Here is a 24,210-nt window from a genome sequence, read left to right as displayed (position 1 = left end):
GCCACTGCTCTGGCCTGATGTATCTTACAGGTGTTCAACCGAAGCTAATTAAAAAAAGCTTGGATTGATGCGATTGCTGCCAAGGCGGCACCCTCGTGCAATTGGAACATAAATGGCGCAAATCTCGGATGACTGCTTCGCTTTCGGCGGACCGATGCGGCCCATCGACGAGACCGCCGCGCTCATCGCCTCGAAACTGAGTGCTGTGCAGGAGGTCGAGGCGGTCTCGCTCGTGCTGGCGGATGGACGCTTCCTGGCGAGGGAGATGGTCGCACCGCTGCCGCTGCCACCCTTCACAAATTCCGCGGTCGATGGGTATGCCGTGCGAGGGGCCGACCTGCCGCAAACCGTCAAAACGGCGTTCCCCGTTGCCGGGAGGGTTCAGGCCGGCATGGCGCCGGATGAACCTGTGCTGCCCGGCCAAACGGTGCGCATTTTCACTGGCGCTCCAATGCCCAAGGGGGCCGATACAGTGTTCATGCAGGAAGATGTGAGCGTGGACGGATCTGGCCGGGTCATTCTCCCGCCCGGCTTGAAAACGGGTGCCAATGTCCGTGCTATGGGTGAAGATGTCGCACTGGGTGAAGGCGTCCTCCCAGCCGGCCATCGGCTGCGGCCGCAAGATGTCGCGCTGGCCGCCGCATTGGGATTCATCGAACTCCAGGTCAAGCGCAGGATACGTGTCGCAGTGTTCTCGACCGGGGACGAAATCGTTGCGCCTGGAGACCTGCGCGGACCAGCGCAGCTTTTCGACTCGAACCGCTTCATGCTTACGGCAATGCTCGCTCGGCTCTGCTGCGACGTCACCGATCTCGGTATCCTGATGGATGACAGCCGCCTGATTGCCGAAAAGCTGCGCGAAGCGGCATCGAGCCATGACCTGATCCTGACTTCGGGCGGTGTGTCGACGGGCGAGGCCGACTGCGTGAAGGCCGCTGTCGAGAGCGCCGGAACCTTGGTGTTCTGGCGCGTCGCGATCAAGCCGGGCCGGCCCGTCGCCATGGGCGTGATCGATGGAATCCCGCTGATCGGACTTCCTGGCAATCCGGTGGCAAGCTTCGTCACCTTCGCCCATATTGCCCGCCCTGCGATCCTCGCGCTCGTCGGGGCGCGGCAGCAACCGCCGATCCCGATCGCTGTGCGGGCCGGCTTTTCTTACAGCAAGAAGCAGGGACGGCGCGAGTATGTACGAGCAAACGTGCACGCGACCGCGGATGGTTCCTACGAGGCGACGAAGTTCCCCCGAGAAGGCGCCGGACTGCTTTCATCTCTGGTCGCCACGGACGGTCTCGTCGAACTGGGTGAGGAGATAGTCCATGTCGAGCCGGGCCACACGGTCAACTTCCTCGCCTATTCCAGTCTTCTGTGACAGCCGTCCGGCCGCGCCAGAAGCAGGAGCCAAGACCCCAACGCTCCAATTGACGATGCCACGCCCCGTCGGGCATCATGCTGGCCATGATGACCACGACGAAGCTGGATCTGACCGGGCTTAAATGCCCCTTGCCCGCACTGAAGACGCGTAAGGCGCTGAAAGCCTTGAGGCCAGGCGATCGGCTCGAGGTTCACTGCACGGACCCACTGGCGGTCATCGACATACCAAATCTTCTCACTGAAATGGGAGAACGCCTTGAATCGACGGAACGCGACGACGATCGGATCGTGTTCGTGATCGAAAAAGCGCAAGCTGCGACGATCTGAAGGGTTGCACCACATCTCCCGCGGTTCCACGATATGACCTGGCAACGCCCAGCCTTGGTCGTGCAGGGAACATATCGTGCCTCATAGTCGACATCATGGTCCGCCGGATATCGTTACGAGGTAAGGGGCACGCGGGAGGCGAGCACATGACGATGCAGGAACAGCGGCGGCGTGACCGCGGACCAAAGGGCAGGCCGCTGGATGACGCCGCGCTCGCCGAGGTCCAGGCGCTGCTTGGCGCGCGCCAGCGACGGCGCGACTTGCTGATTGAATTCCTCCACCTTATCCAGGACCGATATGGCTGCCTGTCAGCGCGGCATTTGCGGGCGCTGGCACAAGATATGCGTTTGTCGCAGGCAGAGGTCTACGAGGTGGCGACGTTCTACGACCATTTCGACGTCGTGAAGGAAGGCGAGATGCCGCCGGCGCCGCTGACAATCCGTGTGTGCGATTCAGTGAGTTGCATGCTGGCAGGCGCCGAGACGCTCCTGGCCGAATTGCAAGCGGGCGCCGATCCGGCGATCAGGGTCATGCGCGCGCCCTGCATGGGCCGCTGCGCTGGCGCGCCGGCCGCACGTATCGGTAATCGCGAGGTCGACCAGGCAACTGCCGAGGCCCTGCTGCGCATGGCCGCGGCAGCGGAGACCGATGTAAGCATACCCGATTATGTGGGACTGGAGGCGTATCGCCAGGCAGGAGGCTACCAGCTTTTGCAGCAGGTACGGATTGGGACGCTGAACACAGACCAGCTCATCGCCACCCTGGGCGATGCGGGCTTGAGGGGCCTGGGCGGTGCTGGTTTCCCTGCCGGCAAGAAGTGGCAGATCGTGCGCTCCTATCCGGGCCCGCGCCTGATGTCGATCAATGGCGACGAGGGCGAGCCCGGCACCTTCAAGGACCGCATCTATCTCGAGCAAGATCCGCACCGTGCCTTTGAGGGTGCATTGATTGCAGCGCACGCGGTCGAGGCGGAACGGATCTATCTTTACATGCGTGACGAATACCCTGCGGTGCTCGCCATTCTTCGTCAGGAGATCGCCGCACTCGAAGCTACCGGCATCGTCAAGCCGGGGTTCATCGAACTCCGCCGCGGCGCTGGTGCGTATATCTGCGGCGAGGAGAGTGCGATGCTGGAAAGCATCGAGGGCAAGCGCGGCATGCCGCGCCACCGCCCCCCCTACATCGCCGAGGTCGGCCTGTTCGGACGACCGACGCTCAACCACAATGTCGAGACGCTCTGGTGGATCCGCGACATCGTCGAAAAGGGCGCGCAATGGTTCGCTACGCAGGGCAAGCCCGGCCACCCCGGCATCCGCTCATGGTCCGTTTCCGGCCGCGTGAAAAATCCCGGCGTCAAGCTGGCGCCGGCCGGCGTAACGGTACGCGAATTGATCAACGACTATTGCGGCGGCATGGCGGACGGTCATGAGTTCAAGGCCTATTTGCCGGGCGGCGCCTCAGGCGGTATCCTGCCAGCGACACTGGGCGACATTCCGCTCGATTTCGGCGGCGATCTGGCCAAGCAGGGCGCCTTCGTCGGCTCCCATGCTATCGTCGTGTTCTCGCGGGCCGACAATATAAAGCAGGTCACGCTCAATCTGATGAAATTCTTCAAGCATGAGAGCTGCGGGAAGTGTACGCCTTGTCGCGACGGGACCGAAAAGTTGGTGGCTCTCTTGCAGGAGCAGGGTCTGATGCCGGAAGACAAGATTCGCGACCTCGAAATGGTCATGCGCGATTCGTCGATCTGCGGCCTGGGCCAGGCAGCGCCCAATCCGGTCAATCATTTGCTGACGCATTTCCGGAGTGACCTCTGATGGCCGAGAGCACGGTATTCACCCTCGATGGGCAAACCGTAAGCGCCACCCCTGGCGAGACTATCTGGGATGTCGCCAAGCGCCAGGGTACAAAAATTCCGCATCTGTGCCATGTCGACATGCCGGGTTATCGTCCCGACGGCAATTGCCGCGCCTGCATGGTTGACATCGAAGGCGAGCGCGTGCTGGCTGCCTCCTGCGTTCGCCAGCCTTCTGCCGGCATGGTCGTGAAAACCGATACCGAACGCGCCCGCAAATCACGCGAGATGGTATTCGAGCTCCTCGCAAGCAACATGCGATCGGCGAGCGACGGTCCAGACAACCTGTCTGCGTTCTGGCAATGGGCCGGTTCGATGGGAATTTCGGGCAGCCGATACCGTTCCAAGTTCACCGAGGAGGGGCTAGCGCCAGAATTCGACATCACCAATCCGGCCATTGCCGTCAATCTCGACGCCTGCATCACCTGCGGCGCTTGCGTGCGCGCCTGCCGCGAGGTGCAGGTCAACGACGTGATCGGCATGGCCGAGCGCGGAAATCACTCGGTTCCTGTCTTCGATATGCACGACCCCATGGGCCTGTCGACCTGCGTCAGCTGCGGCGAATGCGTCCAGGCTTGCCCGACTGGTGCGCTCTACGAGAAATCGCTGATGGACGAAACCGGCAAGACCCGTGTCGTCCAAGCGTTCGACAAGCTTGTCGACACGGTCTGCCCGTTTTGCGGCGTCGGCTGCCAGACGCGCGTCGCCGTCAAGGACAATAAAATCGTCCAGGTCGACGGCCGCAATGGTCCGGCGAACGAGAACCGGCTCTGCGTCAAGGGCCGCTTTGGCTTCGACTATGTGATGTCGCCCGAACGGCTGACGAAGCCGCTGATCCGCCGCGACGATGCGCCGAAAGCCGGCGACATCGATCTGCGCGATGTCGACCCGCTCACCGTGTTCCGCGAGGCCAGCTGGGAAGAAGCGCTGGAGCGCGCTGCCAGCGGGCTGAAGCGCATTCGCGACGACCATGGCGGCAACGCACTGGCCGGCTTCGGCTCCGCCAAGGGCTCGAACGAGGAGGCCTATCTCTTCCAGAAATTCGTTCGGCAGGCATTCGGGACCAACAATGTCGACCATTGCACCCGGCTCTGCCATGCCTCATCGGTGGCCGCTCTGATGGAGGGCGTTGGCTCTGGCGCGGTCTCGGCGCCTTTCATGGATGCCATGAAGGCCGAATGCGTGATCATCATCGGCGCGCGGCCGGCGACAAATCATCCAGTGGCGGCGACTTATTTCAAGCAAGCGGCAAAGCGCGGCACCAAGCTGATCGTGATAGACCCGCGCGGCCAGGAACTGATGCGCCACGCGACCTACAGCCTCCGCTTCAAGCCAGGCAGCGACGTGGCGATGCTGAACGCGCTGCTGCACGTCATCATCGACGAGAGGCTCTATGACCAGCAGTACATCCAGGCCAACGTCTCCGGCTTCGAGGCATTGAAGGCAAAGGTGAAGGATTTCTCGCCCGAGGCGATGGCTCCCGTCTGCGGCATCGAGGCCGGTGTGCTGCGCGATGTGGCACGCACCTATGCCAAGGCGGAGCGTTCGATGATCTTTTGGGGCATGGGCATTTCGCAGCACACCCACGGAACGGACAATTCGCGCTGCCTGATCGCGCTGGCGCTGATCACCGGCCATGTCGGGCGCGCCGGCACAGGGCTCCATCCGCTGCGCGGCCAGAACAACGTCCAGGGCGCCTCGGACGCGGGCCTCATCCCGATGTATTTCCCCGACTACAAATCGGTGGAGAATGCCGATATCCGCGGCCAGTACGAGAATTTCTGGGGCCAGGCGCTCGACCCCAAACGCGGCTTGACCGTCGTCGAGATCGTCGACGCGATCCATGACGGCGAGATCCGGGGCATGTACATTATGGGCGAGAACCCGGCCATGTCCGATCCCGACCAGAGCCATGCGCGCGCCGCACTCGCCAAGCTTGAGCATCTGGTAGTTCAGGACATCTTCCTGACCGAAACCGCATGGCACGCCGACGTGGTGCTCCCGGCCTCCGCGCATGCGGAGAAACTCGGCACCTACACCAACACAAACAGGCAGGTGCAGATCGGCCGACCCGCCGTCAACCTGCCCGGCGAGGCGCGGCAGGATCTCGATCTCATCATCGAGCTTGCCAGACGCATGGGGCTGGACTGGAACTACAAACACGTTTCGGATGTCTTCGGCGAAATGGCGCAAGTAATGCCGTCGCTGAAGCATATTTCCTGGGAGCGCATCGAACGCGAGGAGTCCGTCGTCTATCCTGCCGATGGTCCTGATGTTCCTGGCAACGAGATCGTCTTCACCACCGGGTTCCCGACCGCGGATGGCCGCGGGCGCATCGTGCCCGCCGACCTCCTGCCCCCCGACGAGGTGCCCGACGACGAATATCCTCTGGTGCTAACCACCGGGCGCTTGCTGGAGCACTGGCACACGGGCGCCATGACACGCCGCGCCGGGGTGCTCAACGCGATCGAGCCCTACGGCATTGCTGCGATGAATCCCTACGAGATCAGGCGCCGCGGCCTTGCGCAGGGAGACGTGATAAACGTAGAAACGCGGCGCGGCGTCGTCGAAGCCATTCTGCGGGCCGATCGAGAGGTCGCCGATGGCATGGTGTTCATGCCGTTCTGCTTTAACGAGAGCCCGGCCAACATGCTTACCAATCCTATGCTCGATCCTTACGGCAAGATCCCCGAGTTCAAATATTGTGCCGCGCGGATCGTGCCGGCATCGAGATCGGTCGAAGCTGCCGAATGATGTTGGAAACTGCCCGCTGACGTAGCTTGGTCGATGGCTGACTTGACGAATGCCATTTGCTCTACCGCCGCCGCATTGCCGGAGTCCGGAAGGCGCCAACCCACGTTGCAGGCCTTTGCGAAGATCGATAGATCGGAAAGCGCCGTTGCCGCCCAGACTCAGTCCACGCTTATTCCGAAGATACTCACTCGGCGTCCTCCTCATAGGTTTGTTTGGGCTGAAGGCGACGCGAGATGCATTCTAACGGAACGGTGCCGGCTTGCTTGCTTCAGTTTTCCGAGCGCCAGCCGAAGCACAGAAGCTCACCGCCGGCTTTCCGTTTTTCATTCTGAGTATGTAAGCAGGTCGACGCGTTCATGGGCGCTGAACCGCGGGGCAAGCTCTTGTCACCGCAACTCACCCGACCAACATGCGCGCTTCCCGCGCTGCTTCAATAAAAGCGTCTCTGGCGATGTCAGCCGGAACGTTGCCATTCAACGCCTGCTGGCATGCTCGTAGTGCAGATCGATGCTTGGCGCTTCCTTCGTTGCGCCACTTGTCGTTGAGCAAGTCAAAAGCCTCACGAGCGTTGGTAAGGTTTCGGATGTCGCCGCTGATGCCGGTGGCAACGGCTACAGGTTTGGAAAACCACGCTTCGTACATGGGAAAGCCTCTGACGCGCACAGCTCACAACGCACGTCACAACACGGAGTTTCATCATCACGCATCACCGTCCCGCGAAAGCCGGGCTGTCTGAATATCGGTCGCGTCCGCTACTTTCAGCCTTCGGGAGGTATGCCAGGCGGGACCGTCCTAAAATGCCCCCCTGGGGTCGGCGGAGCCGCGTCCGTCGTAAAATGGCAGGTAATTGTGCCTGCCATTTTGATTCGCAAAAAGCCCCATTCAGTTGGCGCCGCCAAGTTGCTTGGTCATCTTGCAGAAATTGTCGTGATTTTTGGCTATGGCTTCGTCGCCACACTCCTTCATCATCCCGGCTCGGTCCTCGTCGTTCATCGCCATCCACGCGCTCCTGAAGTCGGCTTGCGATTTCAAGGTCTTCATGGTGGAGTCGGTGTGAAAGGGCGCCATTTTTGCCGGTTCGTCAAGCGCACCCGCAAATGCTACGCCAGCTACAATTGTGAGAGCCGCCGCTCCCATGCAAAGTATTTTGATGCTCACGATCGTTTTCTCCTAACTGTTTGCGATCGCCTCACAACGATCGAGGTTAGGCTAAAGCTCAAGTCCTTCGTGAAGCAAATGAATTTTATGATTAAATATCTGCAGTTTCTATGTTGATCTCTTGCGCAGTTTATAGGGCTCAAAAAAAGATCAACTAGTGCCATTTATTCCAAAGTTCTTCTAGGTGGTGCGCGGGTATCCACCTGCTCGACAGATGAAGGCGAGCTTTGCGTCCCTGGCTCGACGGAGCAGCGATTGTGGCCCATCACCCTGTCGTTGTAAGATAAGCTACGCGTCCCACATAGGTGTTGCGTCGAGCGTTTCTCCCCATTCGTCGACGCGTTCCCCTCAGGAGGTATTTACCTTCAAACCTGGCCGGGCTTATCAGTCCGGCCTTTTTTAGCTCACGAACTCACTTCATCGAACTGAGGAGTCTCGGACCTGATTGTACTTAGACACCGACACCGATGGCGTACACAGTCCGGCCACGTACCGCCGTCGCAAACCTGGCGCCATATTGTCGCCTAATACGCGATTGTCTTCGGCGGACACCAGGCTCAAGTGGACTCTGTTCTGCGACAACATGTCCCCAGCGGCGACATCACGAGAGTGCCCGCGCCCTACATTGGCGTCACGCGGGCGCTTGACTGCACGAATGCTGCTGAACGATGTTCTAACACAGCGTCATGCGTCGCCAACTAGACAAACATCATGACGACAATCGCGCCGAGGACTATCAACACAAGCCCGCCAAGAAGCATTGGCAGCAGGCTGTTGTCGGGGTCGATACCGGAATCGATCTCTCTCGGTAACGGCTTTTCCTTCATCTTTGAGTCAGGCATGGGCGTCTCCATCGGAGCAAAACGGGCACGTAACGAAATAATCATGAGACGTTGTGCGCCGCACCGTTGCCAGCGGGTCTTTTCGGGCTGCCAAGGAAGTCCTTCGGAGCCAGCATGATGTCGGCCAGCGTATAGCGGTCCAGGGTGCTCTGGAACGAGGCAATCGCTTCACCAAACATCCCTGAAAGCTTGCAAGAGGCAGTTAGTACACAGTGGTTTCCATCAGTCGCGAAACATTCAACCAGTGCGAAATCCGGCTCCGTCAACCGCACGACGTCGCCGATCCGGATCATCTCGGGCCGCTGTCCGAGAACAAGCCCGCCGGAACGGCCACGGATGGCTTTCAGATAGCCGCTGCGGGTGAGGGTATTGGCGACCTTGTTCAGGTGCGTCTTCGATATGTTGAAGGTGCGCGCAGCTTCCTCGATCGTGACCAGCCGGTCACCGGCGGAGGCGGCGTACATCAGCATTCGCAACGCGTAGTCTGAGAAGGCAGTCAGCCGCATGCATCTCTCCTGCTGTTGGCGCGAGAATCCTTACCAACCAGTCTGCATCAAAGGTCCTTCTCGACAATAGGTGCGAGGCCAATCGTGGTCTCACCGCGGTTGAAGGCAATCGCTAAACGGAAACTGTGCGCGATACGAAGCGCTCGGTCCATAAAGAGCGCTGCCACCTCGGGCGGGCAAATGCGGCGAACCGTTTTGCGAAACAACTTTAACCAGCGACGGAAATGCGTCTCGCCGAGGCCGGCTATAGCCAGGTGTGGCGGCAGTGGCCGCCCCTCATATCGGGACGTCCGAAGCAACGTCGCAGACCAGAAGTCACACATCTTCGCTAGATGCTGTGGCCAACTGTCTGGCTCGATCCGATCGTGGAAAATGGGGCCGAGAAGGTCATCATGTCGAATTTCGCCGTAAAAACCGTGGACCACCTCGCGGATCGTTGTCTCATCAAGCAACTCTGGCAATGGGACGCCGTCGACGACGATCGTCCTCCTGCTCTGATCATTCTGGCTCATCTGTCTGCTCCTGGCTTCCTCTGTCCGATCCACGCGGTTCAGGCCTTGGCTCGCCCATGATGATCGCGATAAAACATAGATTGTCAATCTATCTTTGTGAAAAATTCCCATGTCCGGCCCAACGTGGCCTGGGGACCTAGGCGTTGCCGAACTGCCTAGACATTTCGGTGTCAGGTCCGACACGGGAAGTATGCAAATTGGGGAGGAATTCCTGATGCGATTCAATTTCGAGGATCGCCAACATCTCATCAGATGACCGTGCCTGCCGGAGTTGCTCTCGAAGCTGAGAGCCCCGAAACAACCGGCACATTTGCGAAAGGGCAGGGAGAAAGGGGGAAGGGTCAGAGCGCGGCCAGAGCACAGTGTAAATGAGATCTACACGATCGTCGTCTGGACCCTCGAAATCAATGGGCTGGGCCAAGCGTGTCAAAGACGCGACAGGCAAATAGATTGTGCTAAGTAGAGCGTGCGGGATCGCGACGCCACGACCGATGCCGGTCGAGCCGAGACGCTCGCGGTCGAAAAGACCACGCAGAACCACCTGCTGGTCGATCCCAGTTCTTCGCGCAATCCTAATCGCGATTTTAGACAAGGCTGATTGCTTTCCCTTTGTCACAAGGTCAAGCGAGATGTCTTCTTCTGACAGGATGGGGGAGATCATGAGCGTCAATCTTCGTGTCGTTCCAAACGCGCAGTGATCAGTCGCACTGCTTAAGCAGGGCTCTGTTCACTTTCGGATGAAGTGGAATCCTGGCTGTCCCGGCCGCGAAGGCAGTGCCTTCTCGCGTCCGGGTTAAGAGCCCATTTTGAGGTGGATTGGCTCTCGCCGGAAATGGAGGCTGAAGATATCCATGGCAATTGACAGGTAGTGAAGGATTTCCGGAAATCAAGCAAACAGTGCGGGCGGCGCAAGCAGAATTACTGCACTGAAATGCCAGCTAATTTCGTTTGACGAAAATAGGGGCCTCCTACTTACTGGCAGGGCGCGACAGGCGGTATCAACAAGCTAAACAACGATTTCGTGTACCGGTCTCCTAAATTGTCGGCATCGTGACTTTTGAATTCAACAAGGAGATAACCTATGAAGAAGCTCGCCCTCGCACTTGTCGTGACAATGGCCAGCTCGCTTTGCGCCATGGCGGCGTCTGAGGTCACCAAATCCCCGCCAGCAGCGCCTTACCAACAGGTCAGCAAGCTTGTGAAGCTGCCCGACTTCCTACCTGGCATGGGTCAACTTTTTGTCGATCCGGCGACACTGCCGGCCGGTCCGTTCCTTGCCTATGATCACGACGGCAAAATTGTCAGCACCATCTATATGCTGCCGATCAAAGATCTCAATCCGGACAAACGCTTTGACAACCTCGCCGCGCCCGGCGGCAATGTCGACCATGTCGACGTCTACTACAATGCCGGTCATCCAGGCGTCGAAGAGCCGCATGTCCACATTGTGCTGTGGCATGTCCCAGCCGCAGACGAGGCGCGGGTCGCCAAATGACACTCACGCGCCGTGAGATATTGGGCGCGGGCGGCGGTCTCGCCGCCGCCCTTTCCCTGCCTTCTCTGTCGGTATGGGCCGGCGAGGTGGTCGAAATCAAGATGCAAGGGCGCGGCGACGGTTCACAAGTCTGGTTCGATCCGATTGGCATTCTGATCAAACCGGGTCAGACGGTCCGCTGGACCAATCTCAATCCTGGCAATTCGCACACAACCACAGCCTACCACCCGGCAAACTTCGAGCGACCGCTTCGCATGCCCAAGGCGGCAAAACCATGGGATTCCGATTACCTCCTGCCCAAGGAAAGCTTTTCGGTTACCTTCACCGAGCAGGGGGTGTACGATTATTATTGTGTCCCGCATGAGCATGCCGGGATGGTCGGCCGTATCATCGTCGGCGAACCAGAGGTACACGGCTGGTCTGAAATGGTCGGAGCAAATGGCGACCTACCGGAGGAGACCCTCAAGGCATTCCCGGCTGTCGAAGACATTATGACGAAAAGGGTCGTCCGGCGTGCTTAGATCATGCGCATGAAAGGCACGGCCCTCAGCAACAAATGAGACAGAATACGACGATATTGATGGGAGCGCGGGTTGCTCGGGTGTCGTCAGTGACCTTTAGGGGCGACTTCTATGACAGGCTGTGTGTTTCCGTGTGAAACTCAACGACCATCTCGGGCCGAACGCGACGCGCGCACTCCGATGCCGGACACGACTCTCTATCTCCGAACTGCAGTCGAGCAACGCGAACGTGCGACGCACCGGCTTGCTGCGCTGGGCGAAATGACAGGCGGTATTGCCCATGATTTCAGAAATCTCCTGGCAGTAATCCAATCCGGGCTCGGGCTCGCGGAGCGGAGAGCTGACGCACCCGAAAGCGTGCGAGCCTACATTGCCGCAGCGCGGGAAGGGATCGATCGAGGGATCGAGCTAACGTCACAGCTACTCGCCTTCGCAAAGCATCAGGAACTCGATGCCCATGCTGGCAATTTGAATGAGTTCCTCAAGTCTTTCGCGCCCCTCTTAAGGTATGGCGCCGGTCCCGATGTCCGCGTCAAGCTGGAGCTTGGTTCCGACGTCCCGGACTGCTTGATCGACCCAGCGCTGTTCGACGCTGCAGTGCTTAATCTCGTCATAAACGCGCGAGATGCGATGCCAGGTGGCGGGGAGATTCACGTCATCACTGAGCGATTCGTGCAGACCACCATGACACCTGACCCACCCGGGCCGGGTACCTACGCACGCGTTCGCGTCAAAGACCATGGTTGCGGCATGGCTCCGGAAGTTTTGCGGAAGGTGTTCGATCCTTTCTTCACCACAAAGGGTGAGAAGGGCACCGGGATAGGGATGTTGCAAGTACAGGCATTGGCGCAGGCGGTTAATGGTCGGATCCGGATAAGGAGTGAACTAGGGATTGGGACAACAGTGGATCTCCTGTTCCCGTCAATCCAAGCGGACACTTAGACGCCCAAAAAGAGCTCCTATTATTTGTCGGCGCTTGCAACGGAATGCAATCCTGTCAGGGCAGGACCTACTACGCTCTCATCCGCATTTGCGGATTGCACCGCGTAAACCGGATAGGAGAACTGCGGCATTTCGGGCACAAGGTGCAGCCGGCCGGCCACTACGTGAGGCTGCACAGAGCTCATCCTGAAATATCCAGAGCCACCCGCCGCAAGAACATAGTTCAATGCGAGCGGGCCGAGATCGAAAGTAAGATCGGGCGCAGCAGTTGGGAAACTCATCCCGTGGTGATGTCCAAAGTCCGGGCCCCAATCCATATAGACATAATCAGACCCATCCAGGAGGCGCGCTTCGGAATTGGTGGTCGCAAACACGAGTTTTTCTTCCAGAAGCAGATCGATTTTCAGGCCGGGTCGATGCTGGGGCGCGTACATGATCGCCACGTCGACGAGCCCGGATGCGACTTGTTTGATCAAGTCCTGCGGCACATCGACGTGCACACGAAGCGCGATATCCGGAAGGGATTGACGCATCCATCGGACCCAGTCGAGGAGAAGGGGTTGGGCAAGGCTGACTTCGCTGCCGACCGTCAGAACAGCTCGGCGTCCCGAGGGCACGGCAACCTGGTGAAGGGTGCGTTGCCACAACTGGACGAACATCGGGGCGTGGCGCAGGAACTGCTCGCCGGCGGGAGTGAGCGAAGCGCCGCCCTTGTGGCGGACGAAAAGCTGGCGACCCAGTTGCTGCTCGAGGTTACGGATTCGTGCGCTTACGGTCGTCTGGGCGACGTTCAAGCGCTCAGAGGCCCGAATGAAACTCCCTGTCGAAACGATTTCGATAAAAGTGCGAGCGAGCTCGATGTCCATGGCGATCATAACATGAAAACTGCGTTAAAAGGTCAATCGAAATCATTTGTCGGATAGATGCCGTCCAGATCTGGCTTCGGAAACCGTTGTTCGGCGAAGTTGACGCGGCCACAGCTAGGCGGGACATGTCGACCAAACAAGTCGACGCAGCCCAATCTGGTGTCGGGGCTTTGCCTCACCGCGGCGAACGGTCGCGCTGCGCGAGTGGCGGCTGGTCGCATCTTACCCTGGTTCCCACATTCAATGGTCAGTCGTTAAACTGATCGTAGGGTAGGACACCAACAGGTTTAGAACGATTTGGTAGAGGTTGCTGCAGCTAGGCCCGGCCTGGGGAGCCCCGAAAGACGCGCTAGGTCGGAAGCGCCGCAACTTGACGCGTTGCTTTCGAGCATTCGTGCCTGTCGCGCCTGTGCTGGGGAATTCAGCCATGAACCGCGCCCGGTGGTGCAGGTCACTTCCGAGACCCGGCTCTTGATCTGTGGCCAAGCCCCAGGACGACGGGTGCATGAGTGCGGATTGCCGTTCGACGACCCCTCAGGTGACCGCTTGCGCGCGTGGCTTGGGCTGGATCGCAGCGTCTTCTATGGGGATTCGCGAATTGGCGTGGCTCCGATGGCGTTCTGCTTTCCTGGGACCAATCCCAAAGGGGGCGACCACCCGCCACCGTCCCGGTGTGCCGCTCTCTGGCGACGGTCGCTTCTGGCGTGCTTGCCTAGAGTGGAACTGACGCTCCTGGTCGGCGGTTACGCTCAACGGTGGGCGCTGCAACACGCCTCGGGGAGGTCGATGACCGCGACCGTTGCCGCGTGGCGCACCTATGGTCCGGCAGTCATCCCGCTGCCCCATCCCTCGTGGCGCAGTACAGCCTGGCTGCGTCGCAACCCGTGGTTCGAGAACGAATTGGTGCCTCACCTGCGCACCCGGGTTTCTGCTGTCCTGGGCAGCGCGGCTGCTCCTCACGAGCCGGCGGCATGATAAGCGTGCGGTGGACTCGGCACCGGATCGTCCGAAAGTTCTGTCCGTGTTCAGGGAGACCCGTCCACGCGTTGCTCCCGTCAGTCGCTTAATCGGGTCAGCACCTGGCCGCGGTGCAGGGCCACGTGGTCGGTCTTGCTGCTCTTGATCTCGTATTGAGGAGACTGCGGGCTCGCGTGATGCGTGTGGCCTTTATAGTCTATATCTTGGGTATGAATCCGAATGATCGTTCCGTGGACGCGACCTGCCTCCGAGTTCCAACTCACCCGATCCCCGACTTCAAATGTTTTCGTCATCGAGACGGTCGCGGGTCGGCGTCGTGGTGCCTTCTTGTGTTCCGTCATTTCTCGGTGCTCCGCCTGGGTAGGGTCAATTTTGGCGCATTTGGCTGAGGCTTGGCAGTCACCCGTTCTTGCCCATCGCCTAGGCTGGCGCCGCACCCGAACCCTTATGTACGCGTCAGTTTGCTCGACATCATAGCAGGGGATTGATGATAGGGCAGGGGCGCGGACCGCTTCCCCCTTTGCGCAGCTGAAACAGGCGTGATGCCAAGGGCAACGCACATTATCCTCCACGAGGAGCCATCGGCCAAAGGTGCGCCGTAGTGTGTACAGACCGATCCAACGGCGAATATTTCCTCGCCCCGAGGTGCCAGCAAGACAGGCTCGTTGCCGACATAGCCGGAGAGCATGGCGCCATCTGCGAGTTGGCTCAGAGGGATGCCTTTGCCGAAGTCCGGACGGTCAGTATCAGGTGTATCGGAGTTCATGAAGGGCCTCCTTACTCAGGCCGACACCGTGGGCATGCAACTGGCTCGGGGGACGGCACGACGAAAATCCTACAGCGGGCAAAGTCCTTGTCACGTTATTCAGCTTGACCGAGCGTATCGATCGTTCGAGCAACGTGATCAATTCGACATCACCCGGTTCAGCCGATCATTTTCAAGCAGCGAGCGGGTAGCCCCGCCGAAGATCCACTCCCTGAACCTGCTATGACCGTAGGCGCCGGATATGACCAGATCCGCACGCATTGCGTCGGCCACATCGGCGATCGTTCCGCCATCGGATTTCTCCGGAAACACTTCCGCCTTCGCCTTTACGCCGTGAAAAGAAAGGAAGGCGACAACATCGTCCAGGCTATTCGAGGTTTCATCGGTCGCGTCATCGTCGATCGTGGTTATACGAACCTCCTTGGCCATTTGCAGAAACGGCATGGCATCAGCAACCGCACGCCTAGCTTCACGGGTGTCCTTCCACCCGACAAGAACCTTGTTGATCCGGATATTTTCCTGGTTGGTGGAGGCGACAAATACAGGTCGTCCTGCCTGAAGGATTAGATTGCCCAGGTCGGTGGAACGATGAATGTTGCCAGAAGAGTCACCTTCGGGCGACGCTGTGACGATGAGATCGGCCACACGCGCCGAATCGATCAGCAAGCGGGTCGGATTGCCCACCGTCCCGCGCCATTCCGTCTCAACCGTCGCGCCAGCAAGACCTTCGAATTCCGCGCGGAGATCCTCGAGTCGCCGCTCGATGTTCTTCCGCTGGCGCAGCATGTTCTCACCGTCGAATGCGACGCCTCCTTCCATTACGATGGGTGGGGGAACATCGGCAGCCGAAAGGCCGATCAGACGCGCATCGAACCGCCGAGCCAGATCGACACCGAGCTTGATGACAGGAGCAACCATACCATCGATGTCGAGATTGAGAACGATTGACTTGTAGGCCATTGGACTTCCTTCCGGGATTGGGTAATGAGCCTCGGCCAAGTCGAACGGCGACGTGCCGCGAAAATGCGCCGCGACAACTGGTATCAGGCGTTAGAAAGGCGTCCTGCGCTGGGAGCCGTCGTCGCACCGATCATCGCAACGAAGCAGCTCGTCGCCTGGCGCCGCCCGTCAAAGCTCCTCGCCCTACTCAAACACGAGATTAGCTGTGCCTCTTTTTGCGATCAGCATTCGCCGGGCATCCTGGATTCGCTCAGCCTGTAGTTTGGAATAGGGGCCCATCGGCTTGGTCGTTTTGTTACCGCGACGGACCTGACAGTACCACTGGCTGCCGTTCGAGAAGATTTCAACCGAGGTCGGCGTCATGTTGGACGCTTCCTTGCCGACCGTCTTGATGATTTTGACGAACGTTGAATAATGTTGCGCGGGCGCGACCGTGCTCATACCGTTAGTGGTGCTAAGTTCCTGTTGCACTGTGGACATAATTCGAACTCCTTTCGATCATGACGGCATTCCGCTCAGCCATTTCTGATTGCGCTCTTCTTCGAACTGCGGCGCCCGAGAGCGCTCTGCTAGGTCGCCATCTGGTGCTCCATTTCCACCTCGGCCTCCAGACTTTCGATGTCGCGGAAGATCGAAGCGACAGCCAGCGTGCGTCCTTCGCGCTTGAAGCGCAGCAGGCAATCCCTGGAGGCGATATTCCCATCGACCGCGATCTCGTCCCATCGCTCCGCATGACCGACATAGTTGATGGGAACATCGTAATGCTGACTCCAGAAGAACGGCACGCCGTTGAATTTGTCGCGTTGGCCGAGCATGTTGAGGGCCGCGGTTCGTCCCTGCCTCTCTGCAACCACCCAATGCTCGACCCGAATTTTCTCACCGCTGTGGGGATCGCGCCATCGCGCAATATCGCCGGCCGCGAATACCCCTGGCTCGCTCGTTTCCAGAAAGGCGTCCACAACAACGCCGTGATCAACGACCAGCCCCGCCGTTTCGGCAAGTCTGATCCGCGGCCGCACGCCGATGCCGACGACGACGAAATCTGCCGCCAATGAGCCGCCACTGCTGAGATTTACCTTCTTGGCGTCGATGCTGCTCGCTGTATTCTCGAGATGGAATACGACGCCATGCTCTTCATGCAGGGCGCGGATGAAGTCGCCCATTTGCGGGCCGAGGACGCGCTCCATGGGTCGTTTTTCCGGCGCCACGACATGAACTTCGATCGCGCGCGCGCGCAGAGCCGCGGCAACTTCCAGGCCAATGAAACTGGCGCCAAGCACGACCGCGCGACGGGCAGTCGCGGCATGCTCGATGATCGCCTTGCAGTCTGCGAACGAGCGCAGCGTGTGAACGTGCGGCAAGTCGGCGCCGGGGATGGTCAGGCGGACGGGTTCGGCGCCGGTCGCAAGCAGCAGCCTGTGGTAAGGAACCCTTCTTTCATCAGCGAGGACGACCTCGAGGGAACGCAGGTCGATATCAACGGCCTTCGTGTCGAGACGCAGGTCGATGTTGTTTTTTGAATAGAATTTCTCCCCGCGGAGCGGAATCCAGTCCTCCGGCGATTTTCCCGCGAGGTAGTCTTTGGAGAGGTTCGGCCGGTCGACGGGCGCCGATTGGTCCTCGCTAATCATCACGATGCTGCCCTGGAACTGCTCGCGCCGCAGCATGTCGGCCGCTGCGAAACCCGCGGCGCCTCCGCCGACAATGACGATCTTCTCGGGGACTTGGCTGGAGCCTCCAGAACGCGGTTTCGGAACCATCCGTTTGATTTTCTCGCCGACGAATATCCGATCATCGCGTTGTTCCACCGACCAGCAGGCGAGTGGATTGAAGGCGGGGGCGCGCAAAGCCTCGCCTGTGCGCAAATCGAAGCACGCATGATGCCAAGGACACCGGACGGTATCCTCCACCACAAGACCCTCGACGAGCGGCCCGCCGTAATGCGTGCAGGTCGCCCCGACGGCGAAGACCTCCGCCCCGCGGCGCACAAGCAGCACCTGCTCATCGCCGCAATGGCCGACAAGCTTTGCGCCATCGGGAAGATCGGACAACGCGATCCCCTGGACCAGATCCGGCCCGTTCGGTTTGTTATGGCCTTCAGGCATTTTCTTCTCCTTTGGCGATCAGGTGTTGAAATCGCCTATACCGACGAGAAGCGGGAACTCAGGCCCGCCAGCCTCTGAATACCTTCACCTGATTGTGCGTCTTCAGGCTCTCGGCACCGCTTGTGCTAAACGTGCAGCCATGGACTCGATGCCGATTGGACGTCTGTTGTCCGTAGTTTCTCGCCATCTCTGCTATCATGCAAACGAATTTAATCGACAGTTGTGTGCATTATTTATGATTGCTCTCGCGTGATCCCGGGCAGGGAATTACAGGATTACTTGCCCCGTCTTACCCCAGTCGGCGAGAAAGGACGCCAGGCCCTTGTCGGTGAGAGGGTGTTTGGCGAGGTTTCTGAGCACCGCAGGTGGTACGGTCGCGATATCGGCGCCGGCGATCGCCGCCTGTTTGACATGGAGAGGGGTGCGAATTGAAGACGCCAGGATCTCCGTCGTGAAGGATTTGTCGTTGTCGTAGATCTTGCGGATTTCCCGGATCACCTCCATGCCGTCGAGCCCAAGGTCATCAAGCCTGCCGACAAACGGCGAAATGAAGGTCGCGCCTGCCTTGGCGGCGAGCAATGCCTGGTTGGCTGAAAAGCACAGGGTGACATTGACCTTGTGGCCGAGTTGACTAAGCGCCCGGCAAGCCCTGAACCCATCCCAGGTCGATGGCACCTTGACGGCTACATTGGCGGCAATGCCGGCCAAACGCTCTCCTTCGGCGACCATGCCGTCGAAATTGGTCGCGGTGACTTCCGCTGAAACCGGACCCTCGATCGTCTGGCAAATCTCCTTGATCACATCCCTGATGGGTCGTCCGGTCTTTGCTACAAGCGACGGGTTTGTGGTCACCCCGTCGAGAACGCCAGCGGCGGCAAGCTCACGAATTTCGGATATATCGGCGGTATCGACGAAGAATTTCATCGTCTTCTCCTCTAAGGTGAACGCCCATCGATCATTGGATGGGTGTTTTCTGCTTTGGTTCCCGGAGAGTTTGTTGTCGTGGCCGCGATCGCACGCCCAATGGCAATGGAGGAGCGCCCCGTCACTATCGGTGTCTCAGCAAAATCTCTCTAACGACAACGGCGTCGTTGTGGGCCTCGTCATGAGCCGAGTAGACGAGTGTAACGGTGCCCTGCCGTATCAGGTCGCGCAGCTGTTCCAGTTCATCGCGATGCTCATGGATTTCCGCCGCATATCGCCGGCGGAATTCCTCCCAACGGGCTGGATCGTGTCCGAACCATTGCCGAAGCTCGGTGCTTGGCGCGAGTTGCTTCATCCAACAGTCGATGGCGGCTTCGGTCTTCCTGACCCCGCGCGGCCAAAGCCGGTCAACCAACACTCGCTTGCCGTCGTCGGCAGCGGGACTCTCATATGCCCGTTTCAATTTTACTCTGTCATTGAAGATTTTTTCACTCATCGACCTCGTGTCCCGTCTCCCTCCGTCTCGTTGACCGCATCAAGAAGTTCGGAGAATTCCTTTCCAAGGATCGCCTCGTCGACTTCGTCCAATACGACCAGAAAGACGTCGCCGCGATATCGCTCGATCCAGTGACGACCCGCTCCATGGCTGCGCAGGTAGTCACCGATCCGATGGATCGAGGAATATCCCAGGCCCTTGTGCAGCAGGAACTTCATAAAGGTCGTGCTTTGCGATCCGGACGGTTGCCCCTCACTCAAGGATCGACTTCTGTCCTTGGGCGTTGAACTGTTTCAGGTAGGCGATTACGTCGGCGATGTCCTGGTCCTTGCTGAGACCGGCAAATGTCATCTTTGTGCCGGGGACCAGTTTGCGCGGCGCGTGCAGATAGATCGTCAGGGTCGGTTCATCCCAGGTCAGACCGGAATTCTTGTTCGCCGCGGAATAATTGTAGCCCGGATACACGCCGGCCGCTCGGCCGACGATGCCATTCAAAACCGGACCTACTCCGTTCTTTGCGTCTGGGCCGACCGAGTGGCAGGCCATGCACCTCTTGAAGACGGCTGCGCCGGCTTCGGCGTTGCCGGGGGATGCCTCCAGCGCATGGGCCGACCCGACTGTAGTGAGAATTGCGGTTGTCAATCCAAGCAAAGTCGATTTCATGTTTGCTTCTTTCAACGCGTTTGTTGCGGGCTGGTCCCGGCCGACCCGGCCCTGGCGATATGGGGTTCAAACCCTGCCTGCCGGATCCGAACCGCGGATCCGGCAGGCGTTGCCTCAGGAGGGAACCAGTGCGCCGGGATTCTTCAAATACTGGTTCTTGATCGCGTCCACCGCCCAGTAGGCAAGAGCGCCTACGGGTCCGGTCGGGTTCTTCCCGGCGTTCTGGGGAAACACGCAAGCGCCGGTCACGAACACGTTCGGGACATCCCAGACCTGAAGGTATTTGTTCAGGACGCTGGTGCTCGGGTCGGCTCCAAACACTGCCCCGCCCGTGTTGTGCGTGCTTTGATAAGGCACGATCGAATAGGGCACGGGAGGGATGCTCCGATCAACCTTAGTCGCACCCATCTCCTTGGCGATCTTCACGCAGATGTCGGCCTGGCCGTTCATCTGCTTGACCTCGTTGTCCTGGAAGTCGAACGTCATCCTCATCAATGGACGCCCGAACACATCGGTGTAGGTCGGGTCGAGGCTGAGATAGTTCTGCCGGTAGGCCATCACCGCGCCCTGGTTTCCGACACTGGCCGCGTGGTCATAATTGTCGACCACTGCCTTTTTCCAGTCGGAGCCCCAACGCGGCGTGCCGTGGGGTGTTGGATGCGACTGGATCGGCCGGGCGCCCGAGTTGCTGCAGCTGATGCCGCCGCCGCCGATATAGCCGGCCTTCACGAAATCGTAGTTGTCGCCGTTGAAATCATCCATGCAGGTGCCGAGCGCGCCGGCGCCCATGAAGCGATTGAGGATGGTTTCCTTGTCGAAGAAGGCGGTAGCCCCGCCACCGCACTGATAAGCATAGTTGCGGCCGACCACGCCCTTGCCCGTGGCCGGGTCATAAGGCACGCCGATGCCCGATTGCAGCAGCAGGTTGACATTGCCGAGCGCATAGGCTGACAGGATGATGAGGTCGGCAGGCTGTTCGAACTCCCGCCCGCGTGCGTCGAGATAGGTGACGCTGACCGCTTTCTTGCGGGTCGAGTCGAGATTGACCTTCAGCACGATCGAGTTGGTGCGCAGCTCGAAATTCGGGTTCTTCAGCGCCAGCGGAATGACGGTGAAATGCGGGCTAGCCTTAGCATTGGCCTCGCAGCCGAAACGCTCGCAGAAGCCGCAATAGTGACATTGGCCGAAGGCCACGCCATCGGGATTGACGTAATCGCGCGACGCGTTTGACGACGGATTGGGGAACGGGTGATACCCGAGATTACGGGCCGCCTTCTCGAACATCACCATGCTCTGCGCGGCGATCATCGGCGGGTTGGGGTATTCCTCCTTTCGCGATCCTTCGAAGATGTTGCCACCATCGATCTTTCGGCCGTTGATGTTGCCGGCCTTGCCGGAGGTGCCGCAGGTCTTTTCGAACCTGTCGTAATAGGGCTCGAGATCGTCATAGGTGATCGGCCAGTCCTGCAGGTGCATATCCGAAGGGATGATCTTGTCGCCGTATTTGTCGACCGTCCGGGTGCGCGCCTGATGGTCCCATTCGAGCCAGCGCCAGGTGACACCGTTCCAGTGCACGCCGGCGCCGCCAACGCCCTGGCCAGGCAGGAACGAGCCGAGTTGCCGCATCGGCAGCGCCGTTTGCGATTCACTGTTGCGGAACGTGATGGTTTCCCGCCGGACGTTCTGCATGAGATCGTGGCGGGCGGCGTAGCGCAGTTCGTCATGGATCTGTGGGTCGATGAAGTCCGGATTGGTGTCACGCGGGCCTCCCCGCTCAAGGGCGACGATTTTCAGCTTGGTCGAAGCAAGTTCCTTGGCAATGATGCCGCCCGTCCAGCCCAGGCCGACAATCAGGACATCAATCGCGTTCAATTTGGTGGCCATGTTATAGTCTCCTTGTTCTTTCGCCGATTAAACGAGATCCTGGATGCCCTTCGGTTCAGCCGTATAGAGCTTGTTCCGAAATGGTTCGATCTTGTCCATATACATGGCGTCGGCGCCTGGGAAACCGATCATCTTCCAGGCCGCCCTGTCCTTGTTTCCGCCATACATCGGGTCGGCCAGATAGCCCTCGACCGTGAGTTGGAGCAGAAGCCCGAAGAAGGTCGCGGTCGGCACCGTCGGAAGCTCGACCTTCTTGCCGTCGAGTTCGGTCATCACCGCGGCACGATCCTTTGCCGAAAGGCCGTCGAAGGTGCTCTTGTGGTTTTTCTGTACGTAAGCGCTGACGTCGGCGATCCCAGCACGGATCAGTTCCGATGGCGTCATCGGCAATTGATAGCCCTGCTCGGGCGTACCCTCGCCAAATGGCCCTTCCAGATACAGGCGGTCGCCCTTGCCGTATCCGCCGGCCATCTGCCGGTCGATATAGATCGCGACGCCGAGTTCCTTGGCGCCAGGGCCTGTTGAGTCGCTTGGAATGAGCGTATCGACAGCCGCCTCGATGAAAGCGGACTCATCGATGTTGAAGAATTCGTAGCCAATGCCTCCAGCCTGAGGTTCGGTGGCGACGGCAACGTGATGATGTCTTGTGTCAGCGGTCGCAGCCATGACTTCGTCCGCCGAAGCGGATGCCCCAAGCGGCAGGGTGCTCGCCGCCGCTCCGGCAGCTCCAGCCGCGCCGAACAGCTTCAGAAAATCACGCCGCCCCACATCGCCTTTGCTCTTTTCTTCCCTCGACATGATTCCTCCTGTGACGCTGCAGGCAAAACGATGGGTAGGTGGAGAGAGCCTTGCGCTCCGCTCCAACCGGCGCTGCGCAGCATCCAGCGCTAAGCTTGGTGGATTTCTCGGAGCGTATTGCTGGCGTATGCCGCGTAGCAAACGAATTTAATCGGCAAATGAATACAGATTTTATGATAGATCCGAATCGCTGTTGCTATTGGACTCGATACGGCTTGATCGAATGGCCGCGATAAAATGGGGGCACTTCAGAGCGCAATTTCACTGTCATTTAAATGCAGTTTTTATGTTATGTTTTTTCATGGACGTCGAGCTTGCTCGTTCTTTTCTTGAGATTGTTTCCAGCGGAAGCTTCATCCGGGCCTCCGAACGGTTGAATGTCGCCCAGACAACCGTGAGCGCGCGAATTCGCAGCCTTGAGCAACAACTAGGTCGCCAACTTTTCGTCCGCCACAAAGGCGGCGCTTCGCTCACTCCCGCCGGAGAGCAGTTCCTGCGCCACGCTCCGATGTTCGTTCAGTTGTGGCAGCGCACCCTTCATCAGGTTGCTGTTCCACCCGGCAGTCGTGCTGTTCTGACTGTTGGTAGCGAAATCAGCATCGCCGAGCCCCTTCTGCTCGACTGGGTTCGATGGATGCGTCAATCCCTTCCGGATATCGCGCTTCATGTGCACGTCGATGTGCCGCAGGACCTAATCGATCAAGTCGCATCCGGGCTCGTTGACGTGGCAATCATGTATGCGCCCCAGCATCGGCCCGGCCTGAAGATCGATCTGCTCATGGAAGAAAAACTCGTGCTCGTGACAACCGATCTGGAAGCACGCCTGGCGGGCAGCATAGACTACGCGCACATAGACTGGGGGCCAGATTTTACGTTTCATCATGGCATGAATTTCCCTGACGTCGCGCCGGACCTTTTTATGGATCTCGGCCCGCTTGCGCTCAGCTATATTCTTTCGGTTGGTGGATCTGGCTATTTCAGGATGAGCGCGGTACAGCCTCATATCGAGGCCGGACGGCTTCACCTCGTGCCCGAAACGCCGCAGTTCTCATATCCCGCTTACGCCGTTCAGTCTGCCAACGCAGATGAAGCCGTGGTGGCCCCTGCCATGGCTGGATTGCACTCTGTCTTGAATGGCGATGCTTTTTTAGGTTTCCCACCGTCTTGCACATGAGGATGCTTGATATCGTCCTTCACATCGCGGTACCGATCCCGGATTGGACGAGGGTGACAACCAGTTGACGGGTTGCCGATCAATTTTGTACGAAAGTGCGGTCGATGGACCGGGCTTTCGAGATGTCCGCCATGCACTAAGGGATGGCTTTTTTGCCTTTCTGATGCATCTTTGGTGTGGCCTGGGTCTTGACTGAGATGTGAAGAACCCCAGTCCGGCGCTACTCAGGCAGGAGACTGGCTGGCGCCGATTGTCACCTGTGTGAGCGATCCCGAATTTGGAAACGTGGAAGCAGCGTGTAACTCTGCAGTGC

Annotated in this window: 26 protein-coding genes and 2 pseudogenes; 9 read left to right on the top strand and 19 right to left on the bottom strand. The window is 59.3% G+C overall.

Annotation, left to right across the window (positions count from 1 at the left end; translation table 11 throughout):
- The first annotated feature begins 112 nt into the window (after positions 1-112).
- The 4 genes from glp to fdhF all read left to right on the top strand — a co-directional run bounded on the left by glp (position 113) and on the right by fdhF (position 6,307).
- Positions 113-1,369: a gephyrin-like molybdotransferase Glp gene (gene glp, locus EN949_RS09790; RefSeq protein ID WP_127365594.1), complete on the top strand. Its 1,257-nt coding sequence runs from the start codon at positions 113-115 to the stop codon at positions 1,367-1,369.
- Between the two features lie 89 nt (positions 1,370-1,458).
- Entirely contained in the window at positions 1,459-1,698 is a 240-nt protein-coding gene (locus EN949_RS09785) for a sulfurtransferase TusA family protein (protein ID WP_064994283.1), read from the top strand.
- A gap of 146 nt (positions 1,699-1,844) precedes the next feature.
- Positions 1,845-3,515 (top strand): NAD(P)H-dependent oxidoreductase subunit E, encoded by a 1,671-nt coding sequence (locus EN949_RS09780; protein WP_127365595.1) that lies wholly within the window; start codon positions 1,845-1,847, stop codon positions 3,513-3,515.
- Positions 3,515-6,307 (top strand): formate dehydrogenase subunit alpha, encoded by a 2,793-nt coding sequence (fdhF, locus tag EN949_RS09775; protein ID WP_127365596.1) that lies wholly within the window; start codon positions 3,515-3,517, stop codon positions 6,305-6,307. The genes EN949_RS09780 and fdhF overlap by 1 nt, the downstream gene beginning before the upstream one ends.
- Positions 6,308-6,703: 396 nt before the next feature.
- Here fdhF and EN949_RS09770 read toward each other — a convergent pair whose 3' ends face one another.
- From EN949_RS09770 to EN949_RS09750, 6 genes are all read right to left on the bottom strand, one after another.
- Positions 6,704-6,949 (bottom strand): DUF982 domain-containing protein, encoded by a 246-nt coding sequence (locus tag EN949_RS09770; protein WP_064994254.1) that lies wholly within the window; start codon positions 6,947-6,949, stop codon positions 6,704-6,706.
- A 240-nt stretch (positions 6,950-7,189) separates the two neighbouring features.
- On the bottom strand, positions 7,190-7,465 hold the full coding sequence (locus EN949_RS09765) for a hypothetical protein (RefSeq protein WP_064994255.1): 276 nt from the start codon (positions 7,463-7,465) through the stop codon (positions 7,190-7,192).
- 698 nt (positions 7,466-8,163) lie between these two features.
- Positions 8,164-8,307: a hypothetical protein gene (locus EN949_RS35820; RefSeq protein ID WP_164753852.1), complete on the bottom strand. Its 144-nt coding sequence runs from the start codon at positions 8,305-8,307 to the stop codon at positions 8,164-8,166.
- A 41-nt stretch (positions 8,308-8,348) separates the two neighbouring features.
- The gene (locus EN949_RS09760; protein ID WP_127365597.1) at positions 8,349-8,813 is read right to left on the bottom strand and encodes an Rrf2 family transcriptional regulator; all 465 of its coding nucleotides are present in this window, start codon (positions 8,811-8,813) and stop codon (positions 8,349-8,351) included.
- A gap of 47 nt (positions 8,814-8,860) precedes the next feature.
- On the bottom strand, positions 8,861-9,325 hold the full coding sequence (locus EN949_RS09755; RefSeq protein WP_127365598.1) for a group III truncated hemoglobin: 465 nt from the start codon (positions 9,323-9,325) through the stop codon (positions 8,861-8,863).
- 136 nt (positions 9,326-9,461) lie between these two features.
- The gene (locus tag EN949_RS09750) at positions 9,462-9,986 is read right to left on the bottom strand and encodes a PTS sugar transporter subunit IIA (protein ID WP_127365605.1); all 525 of its coding nucleotides are present in this window, start codon (positions 9,984-9,986) and stop codon (positions 9,462-9,464) included.
- Between the two features lie 420 nt (positions 9,987-10,406).
- On the opposite strand from EN949_RS09750, the gene EN949_RS09745 reads away from it, so the two are divergent.
- The 3 genes from EN949_RS09745 to EN949_RS09735 all read left to right on the top strand — a co-directional run bounded on the left by EN949_RS09745 (position 10,407) and on the right by EN949_RS09735 (position 12,283).
- A complete protein-coding gene (locus EN949_RS09745; protein WP_064994258.1) occupies positions 10,407-10,820 on the top strand; it encodes a DUF5602 domain-containing protein in 414 nt (137 codons plus the stop codon).
- The gene (locus tag EN949_RS09740) at positions 10,817-11,341 is read left to right on the top strand and encodes a plastocyanin/azurin family copper-binding protein (protein ID WP_164755447.1); all 525 of its coding nucleotides are present in this window, start codon (positions 10,817-10,819) and stop codon (positions 11,339-11,341) included. The genes EN949_RS09745 and EN949_RS09740 overlap by 4 nt, the downstream gene beginning before the upstream one ends.
- Before the next feature lie 180 nt (positions 11,342-11,521).
- Positions 11,522-12,283 carry an ATP-binding protein gene (locus EN949_RS09735; RefSeq protein WP_127365599.1) on the top strand — a complete coding sequence of 254 codons (762 nt, stop codon included), beginning with the start codon at positions 11,522-11,524 and terminating at the stop codon, positions 12,281-12,283.
- A gap of 20 nt (positions 12,284-12,303) precedes the next feature.
- On the opposite strand, the gene EN949_RS09730 is transcribed toward EN949_RS09735, so the two are convergent.
- Positions 12,304-13,158: a LysR family transcriptional regulator gene (locus tag EN949_RS09730; RefSeq protein WP_245461845.1), complete on the bottom strand. Its 855-nt coding sequence runs from the start codon at positions 13,156-13,158 to the stop codon at positions 12,304-12,306.
- Positions 13,159-13,590: 432 nt separating this feature from the next.
- Between EN949_RS09730 and EN949_RS09725 the strand changes: the two genes are divergently transcribed.
- Complete coding sequence (locus EN949_RS09725) at positions 13,591-14,124, top strand: uracil-DNA glycosylase family protein (RefSeq protein WP_084015920.1); 534 nt, start codon at positions 13,591-13,593, stop codon at positions 14,122-14,124.
- A gap of 80 nt (positions 14,125-14,204) precedes the next feature.
- Here the strand turns inward: EN949_RS09725 and EN949_RS09720 are convergent, their stop codons facing one another.
- The 12 genes and pseudogenes from EN949_RS09720 to EN949_RS09670 form a co-directional block, all read right to left on the bottom strand.
- Positions 14,205-14,420: a DUF2945 domain-containing protein gene (locus EN949_RS09720; RefSeq protein WP_064994287.1), complete on the bottom strand. Its 216-nt coding sequence runs from the start codon at positions 14,418-14,420 to the stop codon at positions 14,205-14,207.
- 223 nt (positions 14,421-14,643) lie between these two features.
- A pseudogene (locus EN949_RS37235) lies at positions 14,644-14,687 on the bottom strand (hypothetical protein); the annotation flags it as partial.
- Between the two features lie 74 nt (positions 14,688-14,761).
- Positions 14,762-14,815 (bottom strand): annotated as a pseudogene (locus EN949_RS37230) (hypothetical protein); the annotation flags it as partial.
- Positions 14,816-15,031: 216 nt separating this feature from the next.
- Positions 15,032-15,853 (bottom strand): universal stress protein, encoded by an 822-nt coding sequence (locus EN949_RS09710; protein ID WP_127365602.1) that lies wholly within the window; start codon positions 15,851-15,853, stop codon positions 15,032-15,034.
- 183 nt (positions 15,854-16,036) lie between these two features.
- Positions 16,037-16,333, bottom strand: a complete 297-nt coding sequence (locus EN949_RS09705; RefSeq protein ID WP_064994261.1) for a hypothetical protein — start codon at positions 16,331-16,333, stop codon at positions 16,037-16,039.
- An 89-nt stretch (positions 16,334-16,422) separates the two neighbouring features.
- Complete coding sequence (locus EN949_RS09700) at positions 16,423-17,958, bottom strand: FAD-dependent oxidoreductase (protein ID WP_064994262.1); 1,536 nt, start codon at positions 17,956-17,958, stop codon at positions 16,423-16,425.
- A gap of 267 nt (positions 17,959-18,225) precedes the next feature.
- Positions 18,226-18,882 (bottom strand): fructose-6-phosphate aldolase, encoded by a 657-nt coding sequence (fsa, locus tag EN949_RS09695; protein ID WP_064994263.1) that lies wholly within the window; start codon positions 18,880-18,882, stop codon positions 18,226-18,228.
- 124 nt (positions 18,883-19,006) lie between these two features.
- Positions 19,007-19,378: a DUF488 domain-containing protein gene (locus tag EN949_RS09690; protein ID WP_127366334.1), complete on the bottom strand. Its 372-nt coding sequence runs from the start codon at positions 19,376-19,378 to the stop codon at positions 19,007-19,009.
- A complete protein-coding gene (locus tag EN949_RS09685) occupies positions 19,375-19,596 on the bottom strand; it encodes a hypothetical protein (RefSeq protein WP_064994265.1) in 222 nt (73 codons plus the stop codon). The genes EN949_RS09690 and EN949_RS09685 overlap by 4 nt, the downstream gene beginning before the upstream one ends.
- Before the next feature lie 34 nt (positions 19,597-19,630).
- Positions 19,631-20,041: a cytochrome c family protein gene (locus EN949_RS09680; protein ID WP_127366339.1), complete on the bottom strand. Its 411-nt coding sequence runs from the start codon at positions 20,039-20,041 to the stop codon at positions 19,631-19,633.
- A 114-nt stretch (positions 20,042-20,155) separates the two neighbouring features.
- Entirely contained in the window at positions 20,156-21,925 is a 1,770-nt protein-coding gene (locus tag EN949_RS09675; protein ID WP_127366335.1) for a GMC family oxidoreductase, read from the bottom strand.
- Between the two features lie 27 nt (positions 21,926-21,952).
- Positions 21,953-22,723 (bottom strand): gluconate 2-dehydrogenase subunit 3 family protein, encoded by a 771-nt coding sequence (locus EN949_RS09670; protein ID WP_127366336.1) that lies wholly within the window; start codon positions 22,721-22,723, stop codon positions 21,953-21,955.
- Positions 22,724-22,946: 223 nt separating this feature from the next.
- Here EN949_RS09670 and EN949_RS09665 point away from each other — a divergent pair, with 223 nt between their 5' ends.
- Positions 22,947-23,897, top strand: a complete 951-nt coding sequence (locus EN949_RS09665) for a LysR family transcriptional regulator (protein ID WP_224674321.1) — start codon at positions 22,947-22,949, stop codon at positions 23,895-23,897.
- Positions 23,898-24,210: the final 313 nt, after the last annotated feature.

The sequence above is a fragment of the Mesorhizobium sp. M7A.F.Ca.US.007.01.2.1 genome (assembly GCF_003998165.1).
In the GTDB taxonomy this organism is placed as follows: Bacteria; Pseudomonadota; Alphaproteobacteria; order Rhizobiales; family Rhizobiaceae; genus Mesorhizobium; species Mesorhizobium ciceri.
This window is presented reverse-complemented; position numbering and strand designations above follow the sequence as displayed.

What these genes read in the sequence shown, in the direction of transcription:
- glp (WP_127365594.1), top strand. Translation starts at nt 113, where the DNA reads ATGGCGCAAATCTCGGATGACTGCTTCGCTTTCGGCGGACCGATGCGG.
- EN949_RS09785 (WP_064994283.1), top strand. Translation starts at nt 1,459, where the DNA reads ATGACCACGACGAAGCTGGATCTGACCGGGCTTAAATGCCCCTTGCCC.
- EN949_RS09780 (WP_127365595.1), top strand. Translation starts at nt 1,845, where the DNA reads ATGACGATGCAGGAACAGCGGCGGCGTGACCGCGGACCAAAGGGCAGG.
- fdhF (WP_127365596.1), top strand. Translation starts at nt 3,515, where the DNA reads ATGGCCGAGAGCACGGTATTCACCCTCGATGGGCAAACCGTAAGCGCC.
- EN949_RS09770 (WP_064994254.1), bottom strand. Translation starts at nt 6,949, where the DNA reads ATGTACGAAGCGTGGTTTTCCAAACCTGTAGCCGTTGCCACCGGCATC.
- EN949_RS35820 (WP_164753852.1), bottom strand. Translation starts at nt 8,307, where the DNA reads ATGCCTGACTCAAAGATGAAGGAAAAGCCGTTACCGAGAGAGATCGAT.
- EN949_RS09760 (WP_127365597.1), bottom strand. Translation starts at nt 8,813, where the DNA reads ATGCGGCTGACTGCCTTCTCAGACTACGCGTTGCGAATGCTGATGTAC.
- EN949_RS09755 (WP_127365598.1), bottom strand. Translation starts at nt 9,325, where the DNA reads ATGAGCCAGAATGATCAGAGCAGGAGGACGATCGTCGTCGACGGCGTC.
- EN949_RS09750 (WP_127365605.1), bottom strand. Translation starts at nt 9,986, where the DNA reads ATGATCTCCCCCATCCTGTCAGAAGAAGACATCTCGCTTGACCTTGTG.
- EN949_RS09745 (WP_064994258.1), top strand. Translation starts at nt 10,407, where the DNA reads ATGAAGAAGCTCGCCCTCGCACTTGTCGTGACAATGGCCAGCTCGCTT.
- EN949_RS09740 (WP_164755447.1), top strand. Translation starts at nt 10,817, where the DNA reads ATGACACTCACGCGCCGTGAGATATTGGGCGCGGGCGGCGGTCTCGCC.
- EN949_RS09735 (WP_127365599.1), top strand. Translation starts at nt 11,522, where the DNA reads ATGCCGGACACGACTCTCTATCTCCGAACTGCAGTCGAGCAACGCGAA.
- EN949_RS09730 (WP_245461845.1), bottom strand. Translation starts at nt 13,158, where the DNA reads ATGATCGCCATGGACATCGAGCTCGCTCGCACTTTTATCGAAATCGTT.
- EN949_RS09720 (WP_064994287.1), bottom strand. Translation starts at nt 14,420, where the DNA reads ATGACGAAAACATTTGAAGTCGGGGATCGGGTGAGTTGGAACTCGGAG.
- EN949_RS09710 (WP_127365602.1), bottom strand. Translation starts at nt 15,853, where the DNA reads ATGGCCTACAAGTCAATCGTTCTCAATCTCGACATCGATGGTATGGTT.
- EN949_RS09705 (WP_064994261.1), bottom strand. Translation starts at nt 16,333, where the DNA reads ATGTCCACAGTGCAACAGGAACTTAGCACCACTAACGGTATGAGCACG.
- EN949_RS09700 (WP_064994262.1), bottom strand. Translation starts at nt 17,958, where the DNA reads ATGCCTGAAGGCCATAACAAACCGAACGGGCCGGATCTGGTCCAGGGG.
- fsa (WP_064994263.1), bottom strand. Translation starts at nt 18,882, where the DNA reads ATGAAATTCTTCGTCGATACCGCCGATATATCCGAAATTCGTGAGCTT.
- EN949_RS09690 (WP_127366334.1), bottom strand. Translation starts at nt 19,378, where the DNA reads ATGAGTGAAAAAATCTTCAATGACAGAGTAAAATTGAAACGGGCATAT.
- EN949_RS09685 (WP_064994265.1), bottom strand. Translation starts at nt 19,596, where the DNA reads ATGAAGTTCCTGCTGCACAAGGGCCTGGGATATTCCTCGATCCATCGG.
- EN949_RS09680 (WP_127366339.1), bottom strand. Translation starts at nt 20,041, where the DNA reads ATGAAATCGACTTTGCTTGGATTGACAACCGCAATTCTCACTACAGTC.
- EN949_RS09675 (WP_127366335.1), bottom strand. Translation starts at nt 21,925, where the DNA reads ATGGCCACCAAATTGAACGCGATTGATGTCCTGATTGTCGGCCTGGGC.
- EN949_RS09670 (WP_127366336.1), bottom strand. Translation starts at nt 22,723, where the DNA reads ATGTCGAGGGAAGAAAAGAGCAAAGGCGATGTGGGGCGGCGTGATTTT.
- EN949_RS09665 (WP_224674321.1), top strand. Translation starts at nt 22,947, where the DNA reads ATGGCCGCGATAAAATGGGGGCACTTCAGAGCGCAATTTCACTGTCAT.